Here is a 17,973-nt window from a genome sequence, read left to right as displayed (position 1 = left end):
TTTAGTCAATGATCTGAGAATCGATAAATTCTTTAAATCTGGGGAGTCTTATTGAAATCATGCCCCTGGTCTCAACATCAATTATACCCTTTTCTTTTAATCTGTTTCTGGGAATTGACCATTCGCTGTGAGTTTTTTTTGTCATCTCCAAAAGCTCACTGGCGGACATGGTATCCTTCTGGACGATGAACTGCAGAAACCATCGGTCGTTGGGGGCAAGCTCTGACCATATCTTTTTATAGACCTTCTGTCCAAGAACATCATCGAATTGCCTAAGGACCTCGGTGGTGAGAGTTTTTCCTTTGGAATCCCACATATACTTGCCCAGGGTCTGATATGCGAAAGCGTAGCCCTTGGTGAGAAAGGCCATTTTCTCAGCCTCTTCGTAGGAAATCCCCAGGGTGTTTTTGTAGTCATCCCTTATGTAGGTGATATTAAGGGGCGTCATCTCAAATTTGGTGGCCCTCAGGAAAAAGGTGAGGCCCTCTGTGTTTTCCAGACTTTCTATATCCTGATAAAGACCTGCCACCACGCAAAAGATAGGAAGGGCCTTCCTTATGAGGATCTGGAACTCCTGTATAAAGGCCACGATGCCCTTGGTGCTTCTGGCTTCATCAATGGTGACAAGAAGGCGCTTGCCATGCTTTTTGAGCTCCTGCAAAAGAACCTCCAGTGCATAATCAATGCTGGCCACAGGGCTCTTTTTGGACAGATTGAGACCAATACCGAAGGCGGAGAGATTAAGATTGCCGTCCACAAACTTGGTTATCAGCGGAACCTGGCTGTAGAGCCTTGCCACAAGCTCGCTGATGATCTCCGAATCCGATCTGATTCCGATGACTATCCAGTCTTTTCTGTCTGAAAAATTCTTCTCAATGGTGGTGAGGGTGACGGTCTTGCCGGTGCCTTGTATGCCCGTCAGCTTAAAAACCTGCTCGTCCGGCTCATCGCTGTCGAAGGACTCGATGATACTGTCTATGACGGAATTTCTGCTGAGATATTTGGTCGGAACCTTTCCGAAGCTGATGGTATATGGATTTTTCTGATTCATCATTGCCTCCGTGTAGCTATATAAAAAAGTGAAAACTATATAATCCTATATAATTCTATATAATCATTATACACCTATATAATTCTATATAAAACTATATAAATCCCATTATTGAAACAGGGACATAAATTATCTTAAAATGGATAATGTACAGGCTGATTAAGTGACAATTGGCCTTGAGAGGAAAAAGTGGTAAAAGAAAGCGAGGGAGATCTATGAGAAAACTACCATGGACAAGGCCTATTGCATTGGCAATGGCTACAGCAATGGCGGTGCTGCAGATGAGCGCTGTGAAGGCATATGCAGCAGAGGAAGAGCTTGAAGCCGAAGAGATCATTCTTATTGATGAAGAGGATTATGAAGAGATCCTTGAGTCTGAAGCAGAGGATGAAATTGATTTCTTGGACGCTGAAGGTGATTTTATTATCAATTCCGACATGGAAGAGGATATATGGGGGGAGAATGCAGGCTGGACTGTTGAAGTCAGTGACTGGACAGCCACCGGTGCTTCTATCAAATCCTTTAACTATTCATCCGATTCCTGGATGAGTAAACCCACTGATGATTCTGATACAGGTGTTAATTTCTGGTTTGGTGATGGCGCCGGAGAGCTGTATTTTTACCAGAATGTAGCGCTGCACGCAGGTGAGACCTACACTCTGTCTGCTGAAGCCATGGGAGAAGGTGCGCAGTTTTATGTTGCACAGGTCAATGGATTTGCAGAAAAGACAGCGCTTACCGGTTATAACAACTGGATTACAAACAGCTACACTTTCACAACTGAAGAAGATGTAATTACCAGAGTCGGAGCAGTCTTTGAAGTGGAAAAAGGCGGATGGGGCTATCTTAACAATATTAAGCTTGTAAAGGCCGGAGATGAGCCCGTTATAGAACCGGAGCCTGAACCCGAGCCGGTGGATGCGGATATCTATGTGGAAAGAGTTCCCGGTGTGGGAAGAGACTTTATCTCCGGTGTGGATGTAAGCTCCTTCCTTGCTGAAAGGGCAAGCGGTGTTAAATACTATGATTTTGAAGGAAATGAGCTGGACGATCAGGGCTTTTTTGACTTCCTTAGTGGCTGCGGTGTCAATTACGTAAGAATCCGTGTATGGGATAATCCCTATGATGAGGAAGGGCACGGCTACGGCGGCGGAAACTGTGATGTTGAGGTTGCAAAAAAGATCGGTGTTCTTGCAACCAATGCAGGAATGAGAGTGCTTATTGATTTCCATTATTCGGATTTCTGGGCAGATCCCGGTAAGCAGAAGGTGCCTAAGGAATATGAAGGACTTGCTACAGAGCAAAAGGCTTATTGTATCGAGGGATACACCAAGAGAGCACTTTCCGATATCATGAACGCAGGCGTTGATGTAGGAATGGTTCAGATTGGAAATGAGACCAACAATGGTATTGCCGGAGAGACAGGCTGGGATAACATGGCCCAGATCTTTAAGGCAGCAAGTAACGGCGTAAGATACATGGAACTTAAAAATTCCCATCCTATGCTCGTTGCCGTTCATTTCACCAATCCGGAAAAGAGTGGAAGATATGCGGACTACGCGAAGAAACTAAATGACTACGGCGTAGACTATGACGTTTTTGCAACTTCCTACTATCCTTACTGGCATGGAACACTGGATAATCTCACAAAAGTTCTTGATAATATCGCAAAGACCTATGACAAAAAAGTTATGGTGGCTGAGACCTCTTACCTCTACACCTGGGAGGATGGAGACGGCCACACTAATACCGAGTATGAAGGAAAAACAGGTGATGTCCATAACTATGACATCTCTGTCCAGGGCCAGGCTAATTCCGTAAGAGGTGTTGTGGATGCAGTTGCCAAGGCTAAAAACGGCATAGGTGTATTTTACTGGGAGCCAGCATGGATCCCTGTTCAGGTTTATGACAAGGATGCGGCAAACGCTGATGAGATCCTTACTCAGAACAAAGAGATCTGGGAGACCTACGGAAGCGGATGGGCAACCTCTTATTCAGGAGAGTATGATAAGGACGCCAAGGTCTGGTATGGCGGCTCCGCTGTGGATAACGAAGCCTGGTTCGATTTTACCGGACATCCTCTTTCAACTGCTAATATATTCAACTATGTAAGAACAGGAACAACAGCTCCTGTGACAGTTACCGGCGTAATCGTTGAGGACTTTACTGTAGAAGAGGGACAGGACTTTGTTCTTCCGGGCATGGCAAAAGTAACTTATTCCGATGGCAGCACAACAGAGGCACCGGTCACATGGGATGTTGATTCCTACAATGCTGCTATTGAAGCAGGCATCGGAACTCACGAGGTTACCGGTGTTGCCACAGTTGACGGCGCAGAATATCCCGTAACCTGCAGGCTTACCATTAACCCTGTGAACTTAATAAAGAACCCCGGCTTAGAAGACTCTGACATGTCCATGTGGAATATAACAGATGCCAATTCCTGTGTGGGCCGTCAGGCTGACTCCAGCAATGTGAGAACCGGCGAATATTGTCTCAAGTTCTGGGACAACAAGCCCATTGACTATACAGTTACACAGACGATTACTCTTAACAGCGGAATCTACACTCTCGGAACATTTATTGAGGGCGGAGATGCCGGAGAGGATGCGAGCTTTATCCTTTTTGCAGAAAATGATGCTGAGAAAAAGCAGACAGAAACCGGGGTGACCGGCTGGCAGAACTGGGCAAATCCCGAGGTTAAGGATATCGAGATCAAAAAGGATGGCACTGAGCTTACCATAGGCGTCAGCGTTAAGGCCAAGGCAGGTGCCTGGGGAGCCTGGGATGACTTCTACCTATACAGAACAGGGGATGCGACAGCTGAAGATCCGGAGGAGCCAATTGAGCCGGAAGATCCCGATGAACCCGAGATTCCCGATGTTCCAATGGAGAAAAACAATATCACAGGCACCTGGAAGACAAAATGGGGATCAACCTATTTTGAGCATAATGATGGAACCAGGGCTACAGGCTTAGTAAATGTAGACGGTGAATATTATAGCTTCAATAAAAAGGGAGTCATGACAAAGAGCAGCTTCGTTACCTTTGAGGAGGGCAAGCGCTTCTTTGGAAAGGATGGTAAGATGATCACCGGATTCATGACCCGCTACACCTCCACCTACTTCTTTGATGCTGCCGGGCTTATGCAGACCGGCAAAGTAAAGGTAGGGGATAACTACTACTTCTTTAACGATAACGGAGCCATGAAGAAAGCAGCTTTTGTTACAGTAGATGACGCCAAGTATTATTTTGGCGCAGACGGAAAGCTGCTTATCGGAACCTTCAGTAAATGGGGCAGAAAATATAAAACAGATGAAAACGGTGTGATCCTTAACTGACAAAACCAAATGCAGCACCGCTCTGTATGAGAGTGGTGCTGCATTTGTAGTGTGTGGGAATGATTGGTATAATTAGCATAGAGCTATTATTTATGAGGGGATAAATGATGAATAAACTTCTTATTATCTATGCTGCCGTGGTCTTCATCATCGCGGTTGTGGTTTTCACCTATGCTGAACTTCATAAGAATGCCGAGCAGGAACCTGAAACCTACAAATGGATGAAGGTTTTCTCTTTTGTGCTGCTGGCTATTGCTCTGTTATGTTTGTTGTTCGGTAAGGGATAAGGTCATTTACTCCAGGTGCGAAGTCCTGCAAAGGCACAGGATGAAAGGTCGATACCACAATCAGAACTGGTCAGGGTGCGAAGACTGGGTTTGAACTCCTGCAGTCTGATAGCCTCAAGATTCTTAAGAAATTCTGCTGTTGCCTGGGAAAGAGTGGATTTTTTATTTGCCATAGCGTCACCTCCTTGTGGGATCTAAGGACATTTATGTGATCGAAATGTGCATCAATAGAATGGTTCTGAAATAATTTTCTGTCTTTCTTGTGTTTTAATTATAATTTACAAAAAATGGGGTGAAAAGATGGGAACTTTAGATAATATGCCTATTTTGAAATAATCATTCACACTTTTTCGGAAAAAGAGTTATAATATTGCTAATATGTGTTAATACCTATTCATGAAGGGGAGGAAAAATCATGGCAGCAAGTAAGGTTAGTGCAAAAATTGAACTTCAGTTTGGCGATAAGGCTTATACAGAAGATCAGATCGTTTCTATGGCTAAGAAGGCATATGGCGGCAAGGACATCAAGAGCCTTGACATCTATGTTAAGCCTGAGGAGAACAAGGCGTACTATGTTGTTAATGGTGAGACAACCGGCAGCGTAGAGCTTTGATATTTTTCAATGATTACGGAAAGCGGACAGGATAGCCTGGCCGCTTTTTTGTGCTTTTTTTGCTATTCTTGTAGAGTGTGTTATAATGTAGTGTCGAATATTATGTGCACGGAGCGAAGCTAGTGAAAAAAGATAGCAAAGCTATAGAAGATAGACAACTGAATATAGCCATGTTGGGGCATAAACGCATACCTTCACGAGAGGGTGGCGTTGAAGTAGTAGTGGAGGAGCTCTCTGTGCGAATGGCAAGACTTGGACATAAGGTTACATGCCTTAACAGATCCGGTCACCATGTTGCAGGGGAAGAGTACGACGCCATCGTGGGCAATACCTACAAGGGTGTGAGACTCAAGAGTGTTCCTACCATCAATAGGAGAGGCTACGCAGCAGCCACAGCCTCCTTTTTTGGTGCGCTTCTGGCAGCACTGGGCAGATATGATGTGGTTCATTTCCACGCCGAGGGCCCCTGTGCCACCATGTGGATTCCCAAACTTTTTGGTAAAAAATGTGTTGCCACCATTCACGGTCTCGATCATAAGAGACAGAAATGGGGACATTTTGCCAGCAGATATATTATGAAGGGCGAGAGATGCGCTGTCAGGAAGGCAGACCAGATCATCGTTCTTTCCAGGAGTGCCCAGGAGTACTTCAAGAATACCTACGGCAGAGATACGATTTTTATCCCCAACGGAGTTAACAGACCTGTTACAACCCTGCCGGAACTCATAGAGAAAAGATACGGACTTAAGAAGGACGGATACATTCTTTTCCTGGGAAGACTGGTTCCCGAGAAGGGACTTAAGTATCTTATCAAGGCCTTCAAGGAACTGGATACAGACAAGAAGCTGGTTATCGCCGGCGGCAGCAGTGATATGAAGGAATTTGAGGAGGGGCTTGCCAAGCTCAGCGCCGGAGACGACAGGATCATCTTTACCGGTTTCGTTCAGGGCAGAGTATTGTCAGAGCTTCTCAGCAACTGCTATATTTACGTTCTTCCTTCAGACCTGGAGGGCATGCCCCTTACCCTGCTGGAGGCCATGAGTTACGGCCAGTGCTGCCTGGTTTCCGATATTCCGGAATGTATCGACGTTGTGGAGGACAAGGCTCTTTCCTTTAAAAAGGGAGATTATGAGGACCTCAGGGACAAGCTTAAGAGTCTTCTGGAGAATCCGGCCCTTGTGGAGAAATACAGAAGCGAAGCCGCTTCCTATGTTTGCGAGAGATATAAGTGGGACAAGGTTGTTGAGGAGACCCTCAACGTTTACCGCACAGCCCTGGAGAAATAAATTTATTATTTGAGGATTTTTTTATGGAAAAAGAAAAACTTGCCATAAACGGCGGAACTCCCGTTAGAAAAGAGAAGATCTATTACGGCCGCCAGTGGATCGATGACAGCGATGTCAAGGCTGTTACACAGGCCCTTGTGGGTGACCTTATCACCTGCGGCCCCCAGGTTACAGCCCTTGAGAAAAAGCTCTGTGAAGTGACTGAGGCGAAGTACGCCGTTGCAGTAGCCAACGGAACAGCAGCTCTGCACTGCGCCATGATAGCAGCAGGCATAGGCCCCGGAGATGAGGTTATCACCACACCCATGACCTTCGCGGCATCAGCCAATTGCGCAGTATATGTGGGAGCGAAGCCTGTTTTTGCAGACATCGATCCCGAGACCTACAATATCGATCCCGATAGCATCGAGGCCCATATCACAGACAGGACCAAGGCTGTTGTGGCGGTGGACTTCACCGGACAGGCCGTTGATCACGACAGGATCAGCGCTATCTGCAAAAAGCACGGACTTATCTTTATCATAGACGGTGCCCATGCCATCGGAACCAAGTACAAGGGTGTTCCGGAGGGCTCACTGGCAGATATGACCTGCTTTAGCTTCCATCCCGTTAAGACTGTTACATCAGGAGAGGGCGGAGCCATTACCACCAACGATCCTGAGCTCTTTAAGAAGCTTCATCTTGCTTCCCAGCACGGAATCACCAAGAATCCCGAGGAGTTCGAGGGCGAGTGCGAGGGACCCTGGAGCTATGAGATGCAGACCCTGGGCTTTAATTACAGAATGACAGATTTCCAGGCAGCTCTTCTTATCAGCCAGCTTAACAAGCTTACTGAGTTCTCCAAGAGAAGAAGCGAGATTGTAGCCAGATATAACGAGGCATTCGCGGATGTTCCTGAGATCATCGTACAGAAGGAGATTCCTGAGTCCGAGACCACAAGACATCTTTACATAATTCAGCTTGACCTTGATAAATTAAACTGCACAAGACGAGAGTTCTTTGACGCCATGAGCGCTGAGAACGTCCAGTGCCAGGTTCATTACATACCTGTTTACTACTTCCCCTTCTACAAGAGAATGGGATATGAAAAGGGCCTTTGCCCTGTTGCCGAGAAGGTATACGAGGGAATCATCAGTATTCCTCTTTATCCTCTTCTTACAGACGCTGATGTGGATGATGCGATCCATGCGGTTAAGAAGATTGTTAACTGGTACAGAAAGTAACTTTTAGGAAGGAAATTACCATGGAAAAGTCAATTTTAGATAACAAAACCATACTGGTAACCGGAGGAACAGGTTCTTTCGGTCACTGCTTTACAGAGTACGTGCTTGAGCACTACAACCCCAAGAAGATCATCATCTATTCCCGCGATGAGTTCAAGCAGTTCACAATGGCTAATGAGAAGGTTTACAAAGAGCACGCAGATAAGATGAGATTTTTCATCGGCGATGTAAGAGATGGCGCAAGACTTGAGAGAGCCTGCGAGAATGTTGATTATATTGTGCATGCAGCAGCTCTGAAGCAGGTTCCTGCCTGTGAGTACAACCCTGATGAGGCTATCAAGACCAACATCAACGGTGCTCAGAATGTTATCAATGCAGCCCTTAAGACCGGCGTTAAGAGAGTTGTAGCTCTTTCTACAGATAAGGCTGTTGATCCCGTTAACCTTTACGGCGCAACCAAGATGGTTTCAGACAAGCTCTTTATCGCAGCTAATGCTTATGCAGGCAGCAAGGATATCAATTTCTCAATCGTAAGATACGGAAATGTAGCCGGTTCCAGAGGTTCTATCATTCCTCTTTTCAAGACTCTTGCAGAGAGAGGAGAGAAGGAGCTTCCTATTACCGACTTCAGAATGACAAGATTCTGGATCAGCCTTCCCGAAGGGGTTGAGCTTGTTCTCAAGGCTCTTTCAGAGGCTAAGGGCGGCGAGACCTTCATCAGTAAGATTCCTTCCTTCAAGATCACAGATCTTGCAGAGGCTATGTATCCCGGAATTGCCACCAAGGAAATCGGCATCAGACCCGGCGAGAAGCTTGATGAAGTTATGGTTACCAAGGAAGATGCTCCTAACACCTATGAGTATGAGAAGCACTTCATCGTTTATCCTCAGATGTCTTTCTCCCATGAGATTGAGATTGCTCCCGGTGGAAAGAGAGTTCCTGAGGGCTTCTACTACAGCTCCGGCAACAATACAGAATGGATGCGCGTAGAAGACATCCGTGCACGTCTTTCCGAAGCCGTAGAGCACTGATTGTCTCGTGACAAAAAATGAGAAGCTATAACAAATAAATAGGATAGCAATCCTCGATATTTTGATATAAAATATATGAAATGGTATTTATTACAAAATGATCAGGAGGGTTTTCTTATGAAGTATGTATGCGGAACTTGCGGATATATTTATGATGAGGCAGCCGGCGATCCGGATAACGGAATTGCTCCCGGCACAAAGTGGGATGATCTTCCCGATGATTTTGTCTGCCCCCTCTGCGGCGTAGGCAAGGAAGAATTCTCAACAGAGGCGTAAATAAGCAAAAGGCCCCGTTCCGGGGCCTTTTTTCATGCTTTAATGACTTGCTTCAATATGTTAAAATGTCCTTTGAGTTATAGTTTGTTTAAAGAGGAATTTTTAATGGATTTTAAGAAAAAACTGGCGAACAGATTTCGCTGTTCCCTTACTGTTATATCACCCAGTCTTAATGCGAAGGTCCTTCACAGAGTCAAGACCGGCAGATGGCTGAATTTTGACAAGCCGGTAACCCTGGCAGACAAGCTTGTTACTTTAAAGATCAGATCCTACAACAAGGATCCCCAGGTCAAAATATGTGCGGATAAGTACCAGGTTCGCTCTTATGTAGAAGAAAAGGGGCTTGGTTCTATTTTGAATGAACTTATTGTCGCATATGATTCTGTGGATGATATCGATTGGGACAGCCTCCCACAGCAGTTTGCCATGAAGTGGAACTTCGGCTGCGGTCACAATATCATTTGTAGTGATAAGAGCAAGCTGGATATTCATGAAGCTGCTGCTAAGCTCAAAAAGTGGGAGAAGACCTACAGAGATAATTATCTTAGCTATGCAGAGTTACAATATAAGGGAGTTCCCAAAAAGATAATAGTGGAGAAGTTTCTTAAGCCTTCATCAGGAGATCTTCCACCGGATTACAAGCTTTACTGCTTTAATGGAGAGCCGCTGGCGGTACTTTACATTGAGGAACGCAATAAAAAGAATCATCCCGCAGGCTTTTTTGATCTCGACTGGAATTATCTCGGAAGTCCAAAGAAGGAAAACAGGGGTAATATTGAAGCTGTATACCGCGGTTTTGAGAAAATGCCCGAGAAACCCAGGTCCCTGGATGTAATGGCAGATGCAGCAAGAAAATTATCTGAGGGATTTCCTTTTGTCAGATGCGACTTTTATGATGTGGACGGACGCTGTGTCTTCGGAGAGATGACCTTTACCCCCGCCGGTGGCCACGACGTAAGTGAGACGGATATCAACGGCCGAAGTATGGCCGATTACCTGCAGATTTAATACAGATAATTATAAGGATTAAAATGGATTTAGTTAAACTTGGATTAGAAAAGGTTTGTAAATTATATGAAGTTGACATGACAGGTGACTACAACATCAGAACTGTGCCTGCCAGGTCTCTTATTTCACCTCTGAGGCTTGATCTTTTGGCTAAGATTGCCTATGTGGAAAGCCGTGAGAAGAATCGAAACAGGGAGTTTGCGCTGGGGATCTATAAAAGAACCCTGGAAGCCTGCACTCTGGGCACCTTCTCAGAGTTCGACAACGACAAAAAGCAGAACTTTGACGACTTTGTCACTGAGTTCGACAAGCTTATAGACAGCATCAAAGAAAAGGGTATGGATTCTTCAATATCCGTTATTCCCGTGGGCAAGAACGGAATCATCATGAACGGTGCACACAGAGTAGCCATTGCCGCATATTTTGATATGGAGGTTCCCATCGTCGAGTTTGATGTTGACGGCGCAGAGATGGGTGTGGAGCTCTTTAAAAAGCGCTACTTACAGGAGAATGACATTGATTATCTTGTGACTGAGCTTTGCAAATGGCGAGACGATCTGTATCTTTGCTGTCTGTGGCCCTCCGCAGGACCTGAGGACAAGCGCCGCAGGGCCAAGGAGATCATGAGTAGTCAGTACCGGGTGGTCTATGAAAAGAAAGTTAATCTTAATTCCAACGGCATGCACCATCTGATTCCCCAGATTTACTGCACCATGTCCTGGATCGGAGATGTGGACACCAGATTCTTTTCCGCAACCCCCAAGGTAAATAACTGCCTGGGAGATAACCCCTTTGAAGTTATACTTTTCCAAGGGGATGAGCTTCAGAAGGTGGTTGCCTTAAAGAAGGCCATGAGAGATGTCTTCGGCATAGAGGAGAATTCCCTTCACATCACTGATTATCCCGAAGAAACCCGTTATGTTGCGCAGATGCTTTATAGCAACAACACGGTTGATTTTTTGAATAAGGGAGAACCTTTTAAGTATATCAAGCTAAATAAGAAGGTTTTTGCCTTCAAGGACTATCTCAAGGAGAGTAACAGGGATATCGATGACTATGTCATTGATTCCGGAAGTGTACTTGGAATCTACGGCATAAGGGAAGCCAATGATCTGGATTACCTCTGCATAACGGAGAAGCAGGGCGATGATACCGAGGAATTCGAGAACCATGTATATATCAAGGACGGCGAATATTATAAGAGACCCTTCGACGACCTGATCTACAATCCCTTCAATGTATTTTATTATTTCGGACTCAAGATCATGACTCTGGACAGGGTTGACGAGTTCAAGAAAAACAGGGCTTCCTCCAAGGATAAGATAGATACAGAGCTGATAGCATCATTTATCAGCGGCAAAAAGAGCCTCTCCCAGAAGCTGGGAGTCATCAGGCTCAATGTATCAAGAGGCATCAGAAATGGCGTGTACAAGACCGCGTCACATCTGCCTGATCCGGTATATGATCTGGTCAGAAAAGTGTATCGTTTGTTGAAACACAAGAAATAAACTGCAGAAGTAAGGAGCAGCATATGAATAAACTTGCACCGCTGGTGCTGTTTGTATATAACAGACCGGACCACACCCAGAGGTGTCTGGAGGAACTGAATAAATGCGCCCTGGTGGAGCAGACTGACTTTTATATTTTCTCCGACGGAAATAAGAGAGAAAAGGATAAAGAGGCTGTGGCAGAGACCAGAAGAGTAGTGGATGAGTTTGCTAAAAACAGCCGCTTCCAAAATGTCTATGTCAGAAAGTCCGAGGTCAATAACGGACTTAAGAAGTCGGTCATCAACGGAGCTACGGATATCCTTAAACAGTACGGCAAGATCATTGTTCTTGAGGATGACCTGTTGGTTTCCGAGGATTTTCTGATATTTATGAACGGGGCACTGGACTATTACGAGAAGGTGCCGAAGATATGGTCTATCTCAGGTTATACCCCTGATCTTAAGAGTCTCAAGACCTATGACAAAGACGTATATATGGTGGAACGTGGCGGAAGCTGGGGATGGGCTACCTGGTATGACAGGTGGGAGACCATAGACTGGACAGCCTCGGATTATAAGGAATACAGGGCGGACAAAAAGAGAGTCAAGGCCTTCAGGAAGATTGGATACAGTCTTCCGGAGATGCTGGATGCCCAGATGAACGGGCTGATTGATTCCTGGGCCGTGCTCTTTACCTTTGAGAAATTCAAGCAGGGCAGATATACGGTCAATCCCAAGCTCTCAAGGATCAAAAACATCGGAACCGACGGATCCGGAACCCACAGCCGTGCAGAGAAGAGATGGGAAGTGGGACTTAAAGAGGGCATTTCTCCCATTACTTTTATTCCCCCGGAGCTGGATAAAAAGGTCAACAGAGACTTTTACAATTACCTGGCCGGCAACTTTTTTATCAGAAATGCAAGAAAATACTGGCAGAAGTATAAGATTGCCAATCATAAGGCAATGGTACTTAAGAAGTAATCGATCATATGAGTAAAATAAAAAAGAATCTTAGTCTTCAAACTATATATCAGGTTCTGGCGGTGGGGCTGCCGCTGATCACGGCGCCTTATCTGGCAAGAGTTCTGGGGTCCGAGCAGCTGGGTATTTATTCCTACACCAGCTCCATCGTTGCCTACTTTTCCCTTCTTGGAAAGACAGGAACAGTCAATTACGGCACCAGAAGTATAGCCTCCACCAAGACCGATGATGACAGGAACAGAACCTTTTCGGAGATATACTTTCTTCAGGTGATAACCTGTACCATCGCGATATTGCTCTATGCAGGCTATCTGCTTTTTTTTTGCAGGGCAAACAGAATTATTGCTCTATTGCAGGGAATTACCCTTATAGGCTGCATTACCGATATCACCTGGCTGTTCTGGGGAGTTGAGGACTTTCAGATAACGGTCACCAGGAGTATCGTAGTCAAGATACTGACGGTGGTCATGATCCTGACTCTTATAAAAAAGCCTGAGGATCTGTGGCTCTACACCATAATCATGCTGGGAAGCGTTGTGGCCAGCAATCTGGTTTACTTCGTATCCCTTCGTAAGTATGTAAGATTTGTATTCCCAAGTATGAGCAAGGTTGTAAGTCATATCAAACCAAACTTTGTACTTTTCATTCCCCTGCTGGCCATGTCCGTTTATCACACCATGGATAAGACAATGCTGGGTATGATCAGTAACTTTAACCAGAGCGGTTATTACTACAACGCAGACAGAGTGGTTCAGATACCTCTTGTTATCATCAGTGGTTTCGGCACAGTAATGCTTCCCAGGATGTCTTTCCTGATCAGCTCCGGCGATTCAGATAAGGCCAACGAGCTCTTTTTCAATGTGCTCAAGGGAATTGCGGCGGTTAGTATAGGAATGGCCTTCGGAGTAGGGGCAGTGGCCAGGGAGTTTGTACCGATCTTTTTTGGAAAAGGTTACGAACCCTGCGTTCTTCTGATGATGGTAATGTCTCCTCTTCTTCTTATCAAGGGACTGGCTCTCAATCTCAGGACCCAGTATCTGATACCCATGAAGAAGGAGAAGACTTTTATAACATCTGTTATAATCGGAGCTATAGTCAATCTGATCCTGAATATCATACTCATCAGGCCCTTTGGAGCCCTGGGAGCATGTATAGCAACTGTTATGGCAGAGCTTTCCGCAGCGGTTGTTCAGTTCACAGCCCTCAAGGGACACAAGACAGAGCTTCTTGGCCTTATTAAAGAATCAATAGTCTATGTTATTGTGGGTCTTGTAATGATCCTGGCTGTGAGACTTACAGCAGGCATAAATACGCCGCTGGTTGTTAAGCTTCTTCTGGAAATAGTCCTGGGAGGCCTGGTATATCTGATTGGCTGCCTGGCATATTGGAAAGCCAGCGGCAGTGTATTATTATCTATTATAAAAAAGCGTTGAGGGGAATGAATGGGGATGAAACGAAGTGCAAATGTTGAATTGTTGAGATTTATGGCGGCTCTGCTGATTATGGGGCGCCATATTTATCATATAGGAATTCTGGACCATCCTTTTTACGACTGCTGGATCTATGTTGAGTTCTTTCTTCTTATTACTGGTTATTTCACTGCCAGACATTTCGATCATCATGTAAGTGAAGATAAGGCCGCAGCTGCGGTAAAATATACTGTAAAGAAGTTCCTGCCTATTGTTCCCTATGCAGTGATCGCATCAGTCCTTGCCTGGGTAACCCAGGGAGTATATGGACTTCTTTTTGAGAACTGGTCTATGGAATCCTTTATAGACAACTTCCTTGGGGATTTCGTTTTTGACCTTCTTCTTATCTCCGGAAGCTACACAAGGCCTCTGATCGCGCCCCTTTGGTACGTCTCAGCTATGCTCATTGTGTTCCCGCTTTTCGCATTATTTGTTCAGCTCAAAAACAGATATCTCAGACTTATTTTATGTACCTTTGTTCCCATCATGTATTTCGGCTGGGTAGGTGTCAGCGGAAAAAGAGACTTTCCCCATGATATGCTGAGAGTTTTTGTGGGCATGATGCTGGGAGTTGTTATCTATGAGATAACTGTTCAGGGTAAAAAAGTTTTCGAGAGCATGAATAAGCTCGTGCTCACTGTCATAGAGGTTTTATCGATAATTTTTCCTATATATGCATGTTATAATAACTGGGCAGGAAAGGGATTTACATCAGCAAGACTGTATCTTTTATGCTTTTTTGTAACCCTGACCCTGAGCCTTTCCGGGGCCACATATACTTCGGGAATCCGGGGCAATGTGATAACCTATCTGGGAAGACTTTCCATGCCCCTTTACGTGATCCACTGGTATATCGGGACTTTGGTCAATGACGCAGACAGCGTTCTTTCCTTGAGCGATCCGATATGTATAGCGTTATATTATCCGGCGTCCATTATCGCTGCCATGATATTTATGGCAATCATCGGAAGATGGAAGTGGTTTAATAACATATTGAGGATGGTAGTATATGAAAAATGAGATTCGCCACGGTGGCCTTAAATTCATAAGCTTTGTTATCATAGACCTGATCTGCATTGTATTGTCCAATGTCATAGTGACTCATATATATCTTAATATCAGTCATGCTAAATATAGTCTGGAAGGACACCTTCCGGTCATTTATCTAATGGTTGCAGTGGATCTGATAGTCACAGGGTTCTTCAATACTCTGGCCAGGGTTTTGAGACGTCGTAAAAGAAAAGAAATTCTTCAGAGTCTTAAGCATGTGGCAATCAGCTTTGTGATTCTTGCCATGGTTCTTTTTACCACCAAAAGCGGTGCGGAGTATTCCAGAGTTATAGTTTCTCTGGCTTATGTTTGTGACTTTTTCCTGATACTGGGATGCCGCTATCTGTGGAAAAAGGTTCTTATGAAGATCTATTGGACAAAGAATAACAACAGTGCACTTCTTATGACTACGGACAGTTTCGCGGAGGAAGCCCTGGAGGCACTTAAGAAATCCGGCGGAGATGTAAAGAGCATTTTCCTTCTGGACAGCAAGGGGCAGAAGGCTATCGGTGGCGTGCCGGTGGCTGAGAACATAGAGGACGCCATTGCGGTCCTTGGCTGGGATCTTGCCAAGAACGTGTATATCTATGGCCTGGATCATCAGATGATACCGGATGCACTGGCAGATGCCTGCAGAGAGATGAAGGTAAGAATCGACCTGGTGGATTTTAAATACAAGATCATTGATGTTAAGACTGTAAAAAATGATGATTCGAGATACGGAAGTCTTTCCTTTATCGAGGGCAAAAGAGACATTCCTTTCCCCATTAGGAGAGTGTACTGGATCACGGAGACTGAGGCGGATCTCCATCGCGGATTTCACGCCCACAAGCTCAATTGTCAGCTTTTGTTCTGTCCCCACGGATCCATAGATATCATCCTGGATGACGGAGAAAAGAAAGATACTGTACGATTGGATGAGCCGGGAAAGGGACTTCTTCTTATGCCGGGACTCTGGCGAGAGATGATCTGGAACGAGAGCGGCTCTGTACTCTGCGTTCTGGCTTCCGAGTACTATGATCCTGACGAGTACATCAGGAATTATGACGGTTTTATAGCCTATAACAAAGGGTCTAAAGAGTGAAAAAAATTATGGAAAAATCAATTGGAAACAACAACCTTGTCTCTACAGAAGAAGAGGCAGTGGCAAGGATGTTAAGAGAAAAATATCTGGATCTGAAAAATCAGACTGCAGAGCCGGTGCATCCAAGGGTCAGCTTCTACACCAAATACGGTAAGAGAATGATTGATCTTCTCTTAGCACTTCCGGCTTGTATAATAGCACTTCCCATTAACATGATCCTGGCGGTCTGCGTATTTTTTGATGTGGGAACACCGATTTTTTACAAACAGACAAGAGTAGGAAAGGATGGAAAGACCTTTGTGATGTCCAAGTTCCGCAGCATGAATAACAAGACGGATGCGGACGGCAAGCTCCTTCCGGCCTCCATGAGAGTAACAAGGTTTGGTAAGATAATGAGGAAACTCTCACTGGATGAACTGTGGAATCTGTGGTATGTGGTAAAGGGAGATATGTCCATAATAGGCCCCAGACCACAGCCTGTTTTCGTATGTGACAGGATGTGCGAACGGCACAAGATGCGAAGCGCGGTAAGGCCGGGCCTTGAATGTCCCAGGGTCATACATGTAAAGGGTGAGGAGATCTGCAGAATCCAGAGAACCTATGAAAATGACATCTGGTATGTGGAGAACTGCAGTCTTATTCTGGATATCAAGCTTGTATTTCTTCTGATCAAAATGGCCTTTACCTTAAAGAGAAGAGAGGAACAGGCCGCAGGCCAGGGACTTAGCTATTTTGTGGGCTATGACAAGGACGGTATTGCCATCAGCCTTAATTCATACAATAAGTTTTATAAGGGGAAGGACTGTTTATGAAAAAAACAGCATTGGTCACAGCCATCGGAACCGTGACAGCCACAGCAGTGGTAAGAGAACTGAAAAAGTCCGGTGATTTCCATATCATCGGTGCAGATATCAACAGACAATATGAGATCGCAACTTCGTTGGATACAGATGAATACTATGTTTTTCCGCTGGCAGTGGAGCCATCATACATTGATTTTGCGGTGGATTTTTGTAAGAATCACAAAGTGGATTATTACTTTGCGGTTATAGACAAGGAAGTAGTTAAGATTGCAGAAAACAGAGCGAAATTCGAAGAAGTTGGAACAAAGCTCTGTGTGGTAAATTCTGAATTTGCGGATGCCTGCCATTACAAGGACAGATTCGGAGAATGGATAAGACAGAACCTTCCGGAGGTTGCCATCAGAGAATACAGGAGCCTGGAGGAGGCTCAGGCTGCCGAATATCCTCTGTTTATTAAGCCCTCTGAGGGTGTTGCCAGCTCAGGCTGCCGCAAGATAGAGTCCTATAAGGAGCTTGAGGCCTCTGTAAAAGGCCAGGAGCTTGGCAGTAAGTACGTCCTTCAGGACTTCGTTGAGGGAACCAATATCACAGTGGACTGCCTCAGAAACAGAAAGACAGGGCAGAAGCTCCAGATCCAGAGAAGAGAGCTTCTTCGCAATTCCAACGGCTGCGGCATCGCAGTGGAGATATTCCATGATGCGGGGCTTGAGACCATATGCAATACCCTTATGGAAAAGCTTGACTTAAACGGCGTTGTGAACATGGAATTCTTTGAGACCGGGGCCGGATACAGAATAATCGAGATTAATCCCAGATTTTCCGCGGGAACATTGTATTCCTGCATGAGCGGCGGCAATACGGTTCTTAATGCCATCCATATCGCTGAGGGAGAGCCCTGCGAGTTTGGAGAAATTGCAGTGGGAGCGCATTTTGCGGAGCGCTACGAGCCCTATAGAATGGACTGATCATAGAATAACGAGG

General features: G+C 45.2%; 17 protein-coding genes. 15 read left to right on the top strand and 2 right to left on the bottom strand.

What is annotated here, in order from left to right; all coding sequences use genetic code 11:
* Position 1: 1 nt before the first annotated feature.
* Positions 2–1,051: a hypothetical protein gene (locus tag T359_RS0113330; RefSeq protein ID WP_035784491.1), complete on the bottom strand. Its 1,050-nt coding sequence runs from the start codon at positions 1,049–1,051 to the stop codon at positions 2–4.
* Between the two features lie 215 nt (positions 1,052–1,266).
* On the opposite strand from T359_RS0113330, the gene T359_RS20400 reads away from it, so the two are divergent.
* Together T359_RS20400 and T359_RS0113320 are read left to right on the top strand one after the other, a co-directional pair.
* Positions 1,267–4,392 (top strand): glycosyl hydrolase 53 family protein, encoded by a 3,126-nt coding sequence (locus T359_RS20400; RefSeq protein WP_081795583.1) that lies wholly within the window; start codon positions 1,267–1,269, stop codon positions 4,390–4,392.
* Between the two features lie 104 nt (positions 4,393–4,496).
* Complete coding sequence (locus tag T359_RS0113320) at positions 4,497–4,679, top strand: hypothetical protein (protein WP_026517908.1); 183 nt, start codon at positions 4,497–4,499, stop codon at positions 4,677–4,679.
* A gap of 2 nt (positions 4,680–4,681) precedes the next feature.
* On the opposite strand, the gene T359_RS22530 is transcribed toward T359_RS0113320, so the two are convergent.
* On the bottom strand, positions 4,682–4,852 hold the full coding sequence (locus tag T359_RS22530; RefSeq protein WP_155840125.1) for a hypothetical protein: 171 nt from the start codon (positions 4,850–4,852) through the stop codon (positions 4,682–4,684).
* A gap of 242 nt (positions 4,853–5,094) precedes the next feature.
* Between T359_RS22530 and T359_RS20395 the strand changes: the two genes are divergently transcribed.
* The 13 genes from T359_RS20395 (at position 5,095) to T359_RS0113250 (ending at position 17,957) form a co-directional block, all read left to right on the top strand.
* Entirely contained in the window at positions 5,095–5,292 is a 198-nt protein-coding gene (locus T359_RS20395; protein ID WP_051545400.1) for a DUF6465 family protein, read from the top strand.
* Positions 5,293–5,462: 170 nt separating this feature from the next.
* On the top strand, positions 5,463–6,578 hold the full coding sequence (locus T359_RS0113305; protein WP_026517907.1) for a glycosyltransferase family 4 protein: 1,116 nt from the start codon (positions 5,463–5,465) through the stop codon (positions 6,576–6,578).
* Between the two features lie 23 nt (positions 6,579–6,601).
* Complete coding sequence (gene pseC / locus T359_RS0113300) at positions 6,602–7,801, top strand: UDP-4-amino-4,6-dideoxy-N-acetyl-beta-L-altrosamine transaminase (RefSeq protein ID WP_026517906.1); 1,200 nt, start codon at positions 6,602–6,604, stop codon at positions 7,799–7,801.
* A 20-nt stretch (positions 7,802–7,821) separates the two neighbouring features.
* Positions 7,822–8,832, top strand: a complete 1,011-nt coding sequence (gene pseB / locus T359_RS0113295; RefSeq protein WP_330370193.1) for a UDP-N-acetylglucosamine 4,6-dehydratase (inverting) — start codon at positions 7,822–7,824, stop codon at positions 8,830–8,832.
* A gap of 117 nt (positions 8,833–8,949) precedes the next feature.
* On the top strand, positions 8,950–9,108 hold the full coding sequence (gene rd, locus T359_RS0113290; protein WP_026517904.1) for a rubredoxin: 159 nt from the start codon (positions 8,950–8,952) through the stop codon (positions 9,106–9,108).
* Between the two features lie 105 nt (positions 9,109–9,213).
* Positions 9,214–10,116, top strand: coding sequence for an ATP-grasp fold amidoligase family protein (locus T359_RS0113285; protein WP_051545398.1), 903 nt, complete (start codon positions 9,214–9,216; stop codon positions 10,114–10,116).
* Between the two features lie 23 nt (positions 10,117–10,139).
* Complete coding sequence (locus tag T359_RS0113280) at positions 10,140–11,624, top strand: hypothetical protein (protein ID WP_155840124.1); 1,485 nt, start codon at positions 10,140–10,142, stop codon at positions 11,622–11,624.
* A gap of 23 nt (positions 11,625–11,647) precedes the next feature.
* Positions 11,648–12,586 (top strand): hypothetical protein, encoded by a 939-nt coding sequence (locus T359_RS20390; RefSeq protein WP_051545397.1) that lies wholly within the window; start codon positions 11,648–11,650, stop codon positions 12,584–12,586.
* Between the two features lie 8 nt (positions 12,587–12,594).
* The gene (locus T359_RS0113270; RefSeq protein ID WP_026517901.1) at positions 12,595–14,019 is read left to right on the top strand and encodes a flippase; all 1,425 of its coding nucleotides are present in this window, start codon (positions 12,595–12,597) and stop codon (positions 14,017–14,019) included.
* 15 nt (positions 14,020–14,034) lie between these two features.
* Positions 14,035–15,075 (top strand): acyltransferase family protein, encoded by a 1,041-nt coding sequence (locus T359_RS0113265; RefSeq protein ID WP_026517900.1) that lies wholly within the window; start codon positions 14,035–14,037, stop codon positions 15,073–15,075.
* Complete coding sequence (locus tag T359_RS22210) at positions 15,065–16,189, top strand: WxcM-like domain-containing protein (protein ID WP_081795580.1); 1,125 nt, start codon at positions 15,065–15,067, stop codon at positions 16,187–16,189. The genes T359_RS0113265 and T359_RS22210 overlap by 11 nt, the downstream gene beginning before the upstream one ends.
* Before the next feature lie 8 nt (positions 16,190–16,197).
* Positions 16,198–17,001, top strand: coding sequence for a sugar transferase (locus tag T359_RS0113255; protein WP_051545395.1), 804 nt, complete (start codon positions 16,198–16,200; stop codon positions 16,999–17,001).
* Complete coding sequence (locus T359_RS0113250) at positions 16,998–17,957, top strand: ATP-grasp domain-containing protein (RefSeq protein WP_026517898.1); 960 nt, start codon at positions 16,998–17,000, stop codon at positions 17,955–17,957. The genes T359_RS0113255 and T359_RS0113250 overlap by 4 nt, the downstream gene beginning before the upstream one ends.
* The last annotated feature ends 16 nt before the right edge of the window (positions 17,958–17,973 follow it).

This window comes from Butyrivibrio sp. MC2021 (assembly GCF_000621605.1).
Lineage (GTDB): Bacteria > Bacillota > Clostridia > Lachnospirales > Lachnospiraceae > Butyrivibrio.
This window is presented reverse-complemented; position numbering and strand designations above follow the sequence as displayed.

Excerpts from the sequence above, each read along its gene's own strand:
- T359_RS22210 (WP_081795580.1), top strand. The coding sequence starts at position 15,065 with ATGAAAAATGAGATTCGCCACGGTGGCCTTAAATTCATAAGCTTTGTT.
- T359_RS0113280 (WP_155840124.1), top strand. The coding sequence starts at position 10,140 with ATGGATTTAGTTAAACTTGGATTAGAAAAGGTTTGTAAATTATATGAA.
- T359_RS0113250 (WP_026517898.1), top strand. The coding sequence starts at position 16,998 with ATGAAAAAAACAGCATTGGTCACAGCCATCGGAACCGTGACAGCCACA.
- rd (WP_026517904.1), top strand. The coding sequence starts at position 8,950 with ATGAAGTATGTATGCGGAACTTGCGGATATATTTATGATGAGGCAGCC.
- T359_RS22530 (WP_155840125.1), bottom strand. The coding sequence starts at position 4,852 with ATGGCAAATAAAAAATCCACTCTTTCCCAGGCAACAGCAGAATTTCTT.
- T359_RS0113255 (WP_051545395.1), top strand. The coding sequence starts at position 16,198 with ATGGAAAAATCAATTGGAAACAACAACCTTGTCTCTACAGAAGAAGAG.
- pseB (WP_330370193.1), top strand. The coding sequence starts at position 7,822 with ATGGAAAAGTCAATTTTAGATAACAAAACCATACTGGTAACCGGAGGA.
- T359_RS20395 (WP_051545400.1), top strand. The coding sequence starts at position 5,095 with ATGGCAGCAAGTAAGGTTAGTGCAAAAATTGAACTTCAGTTTGGCGAT.
- T359_RS0113330 (WP_035784491.1), bottom strand. The coding sequence starts at position 1,051 with ATGAATCAGAAAAATCCATATACCATCAGCTTCGGAAAGGTTCCGACC.
- T359_RS20390 (WP_051545397.1), top strand. The coding sequence starts at position 11,648 with ATGAATAAACTTGCACCGCTGGTGCTGTTTGTATATAACAGACCGGAC.
- T359_RS0113270 (WP_026517901.1), top strand. The coding sequence starts at position 12,595 with ATGAGTAAAATAAAAAAGAATCTTAGTCTTCAAACTATATATCAGGTT.
- T359_RS20400 (WP_081795583.1), top strand. The coding sequence starts at position 1,267 with ATGAGAAAACTACCATGGACAAGGCCTATTGCATTGGCAATGGCTACA.
- T359_RS0113320 (WP_026517908.1), top strand. The coding sequence starts at position 4,497 with ATGATGAATAAACTTCTTATTATCTATGCTGCCGTGGTCTTCATCATC.
- pseC (WP_026517906.1), top strand. The coding sequence starts at position 6,602 with ATGGAAAAAGAAAAACTTGCCATAAACGGCGGAACTCCCGTTAGAAAA.
- T359_RS0113265 (WP_026517900.1), top strand. The coding sequence starts at position 14,035 with ATGAAACGAAGTGCAAATGTTGAATTGTTGAGATTTATGGCGGCTCTG.
- T359_RS0113285 (WP_051545398.1), top strand. The coding sequence starts at position 9,214 with ATGGATTTTAAGAAAAAACTGGCGAACAGATTTCGCTGTTCCCTTACT.
- T359_RS0113305 (WP_026517907.1), top strand. The coding sequence starts at position 5,463 with ATGTTGGGGCATAAACGCATACCTTCACGAGAGGGTGGCGTTGAAGTA.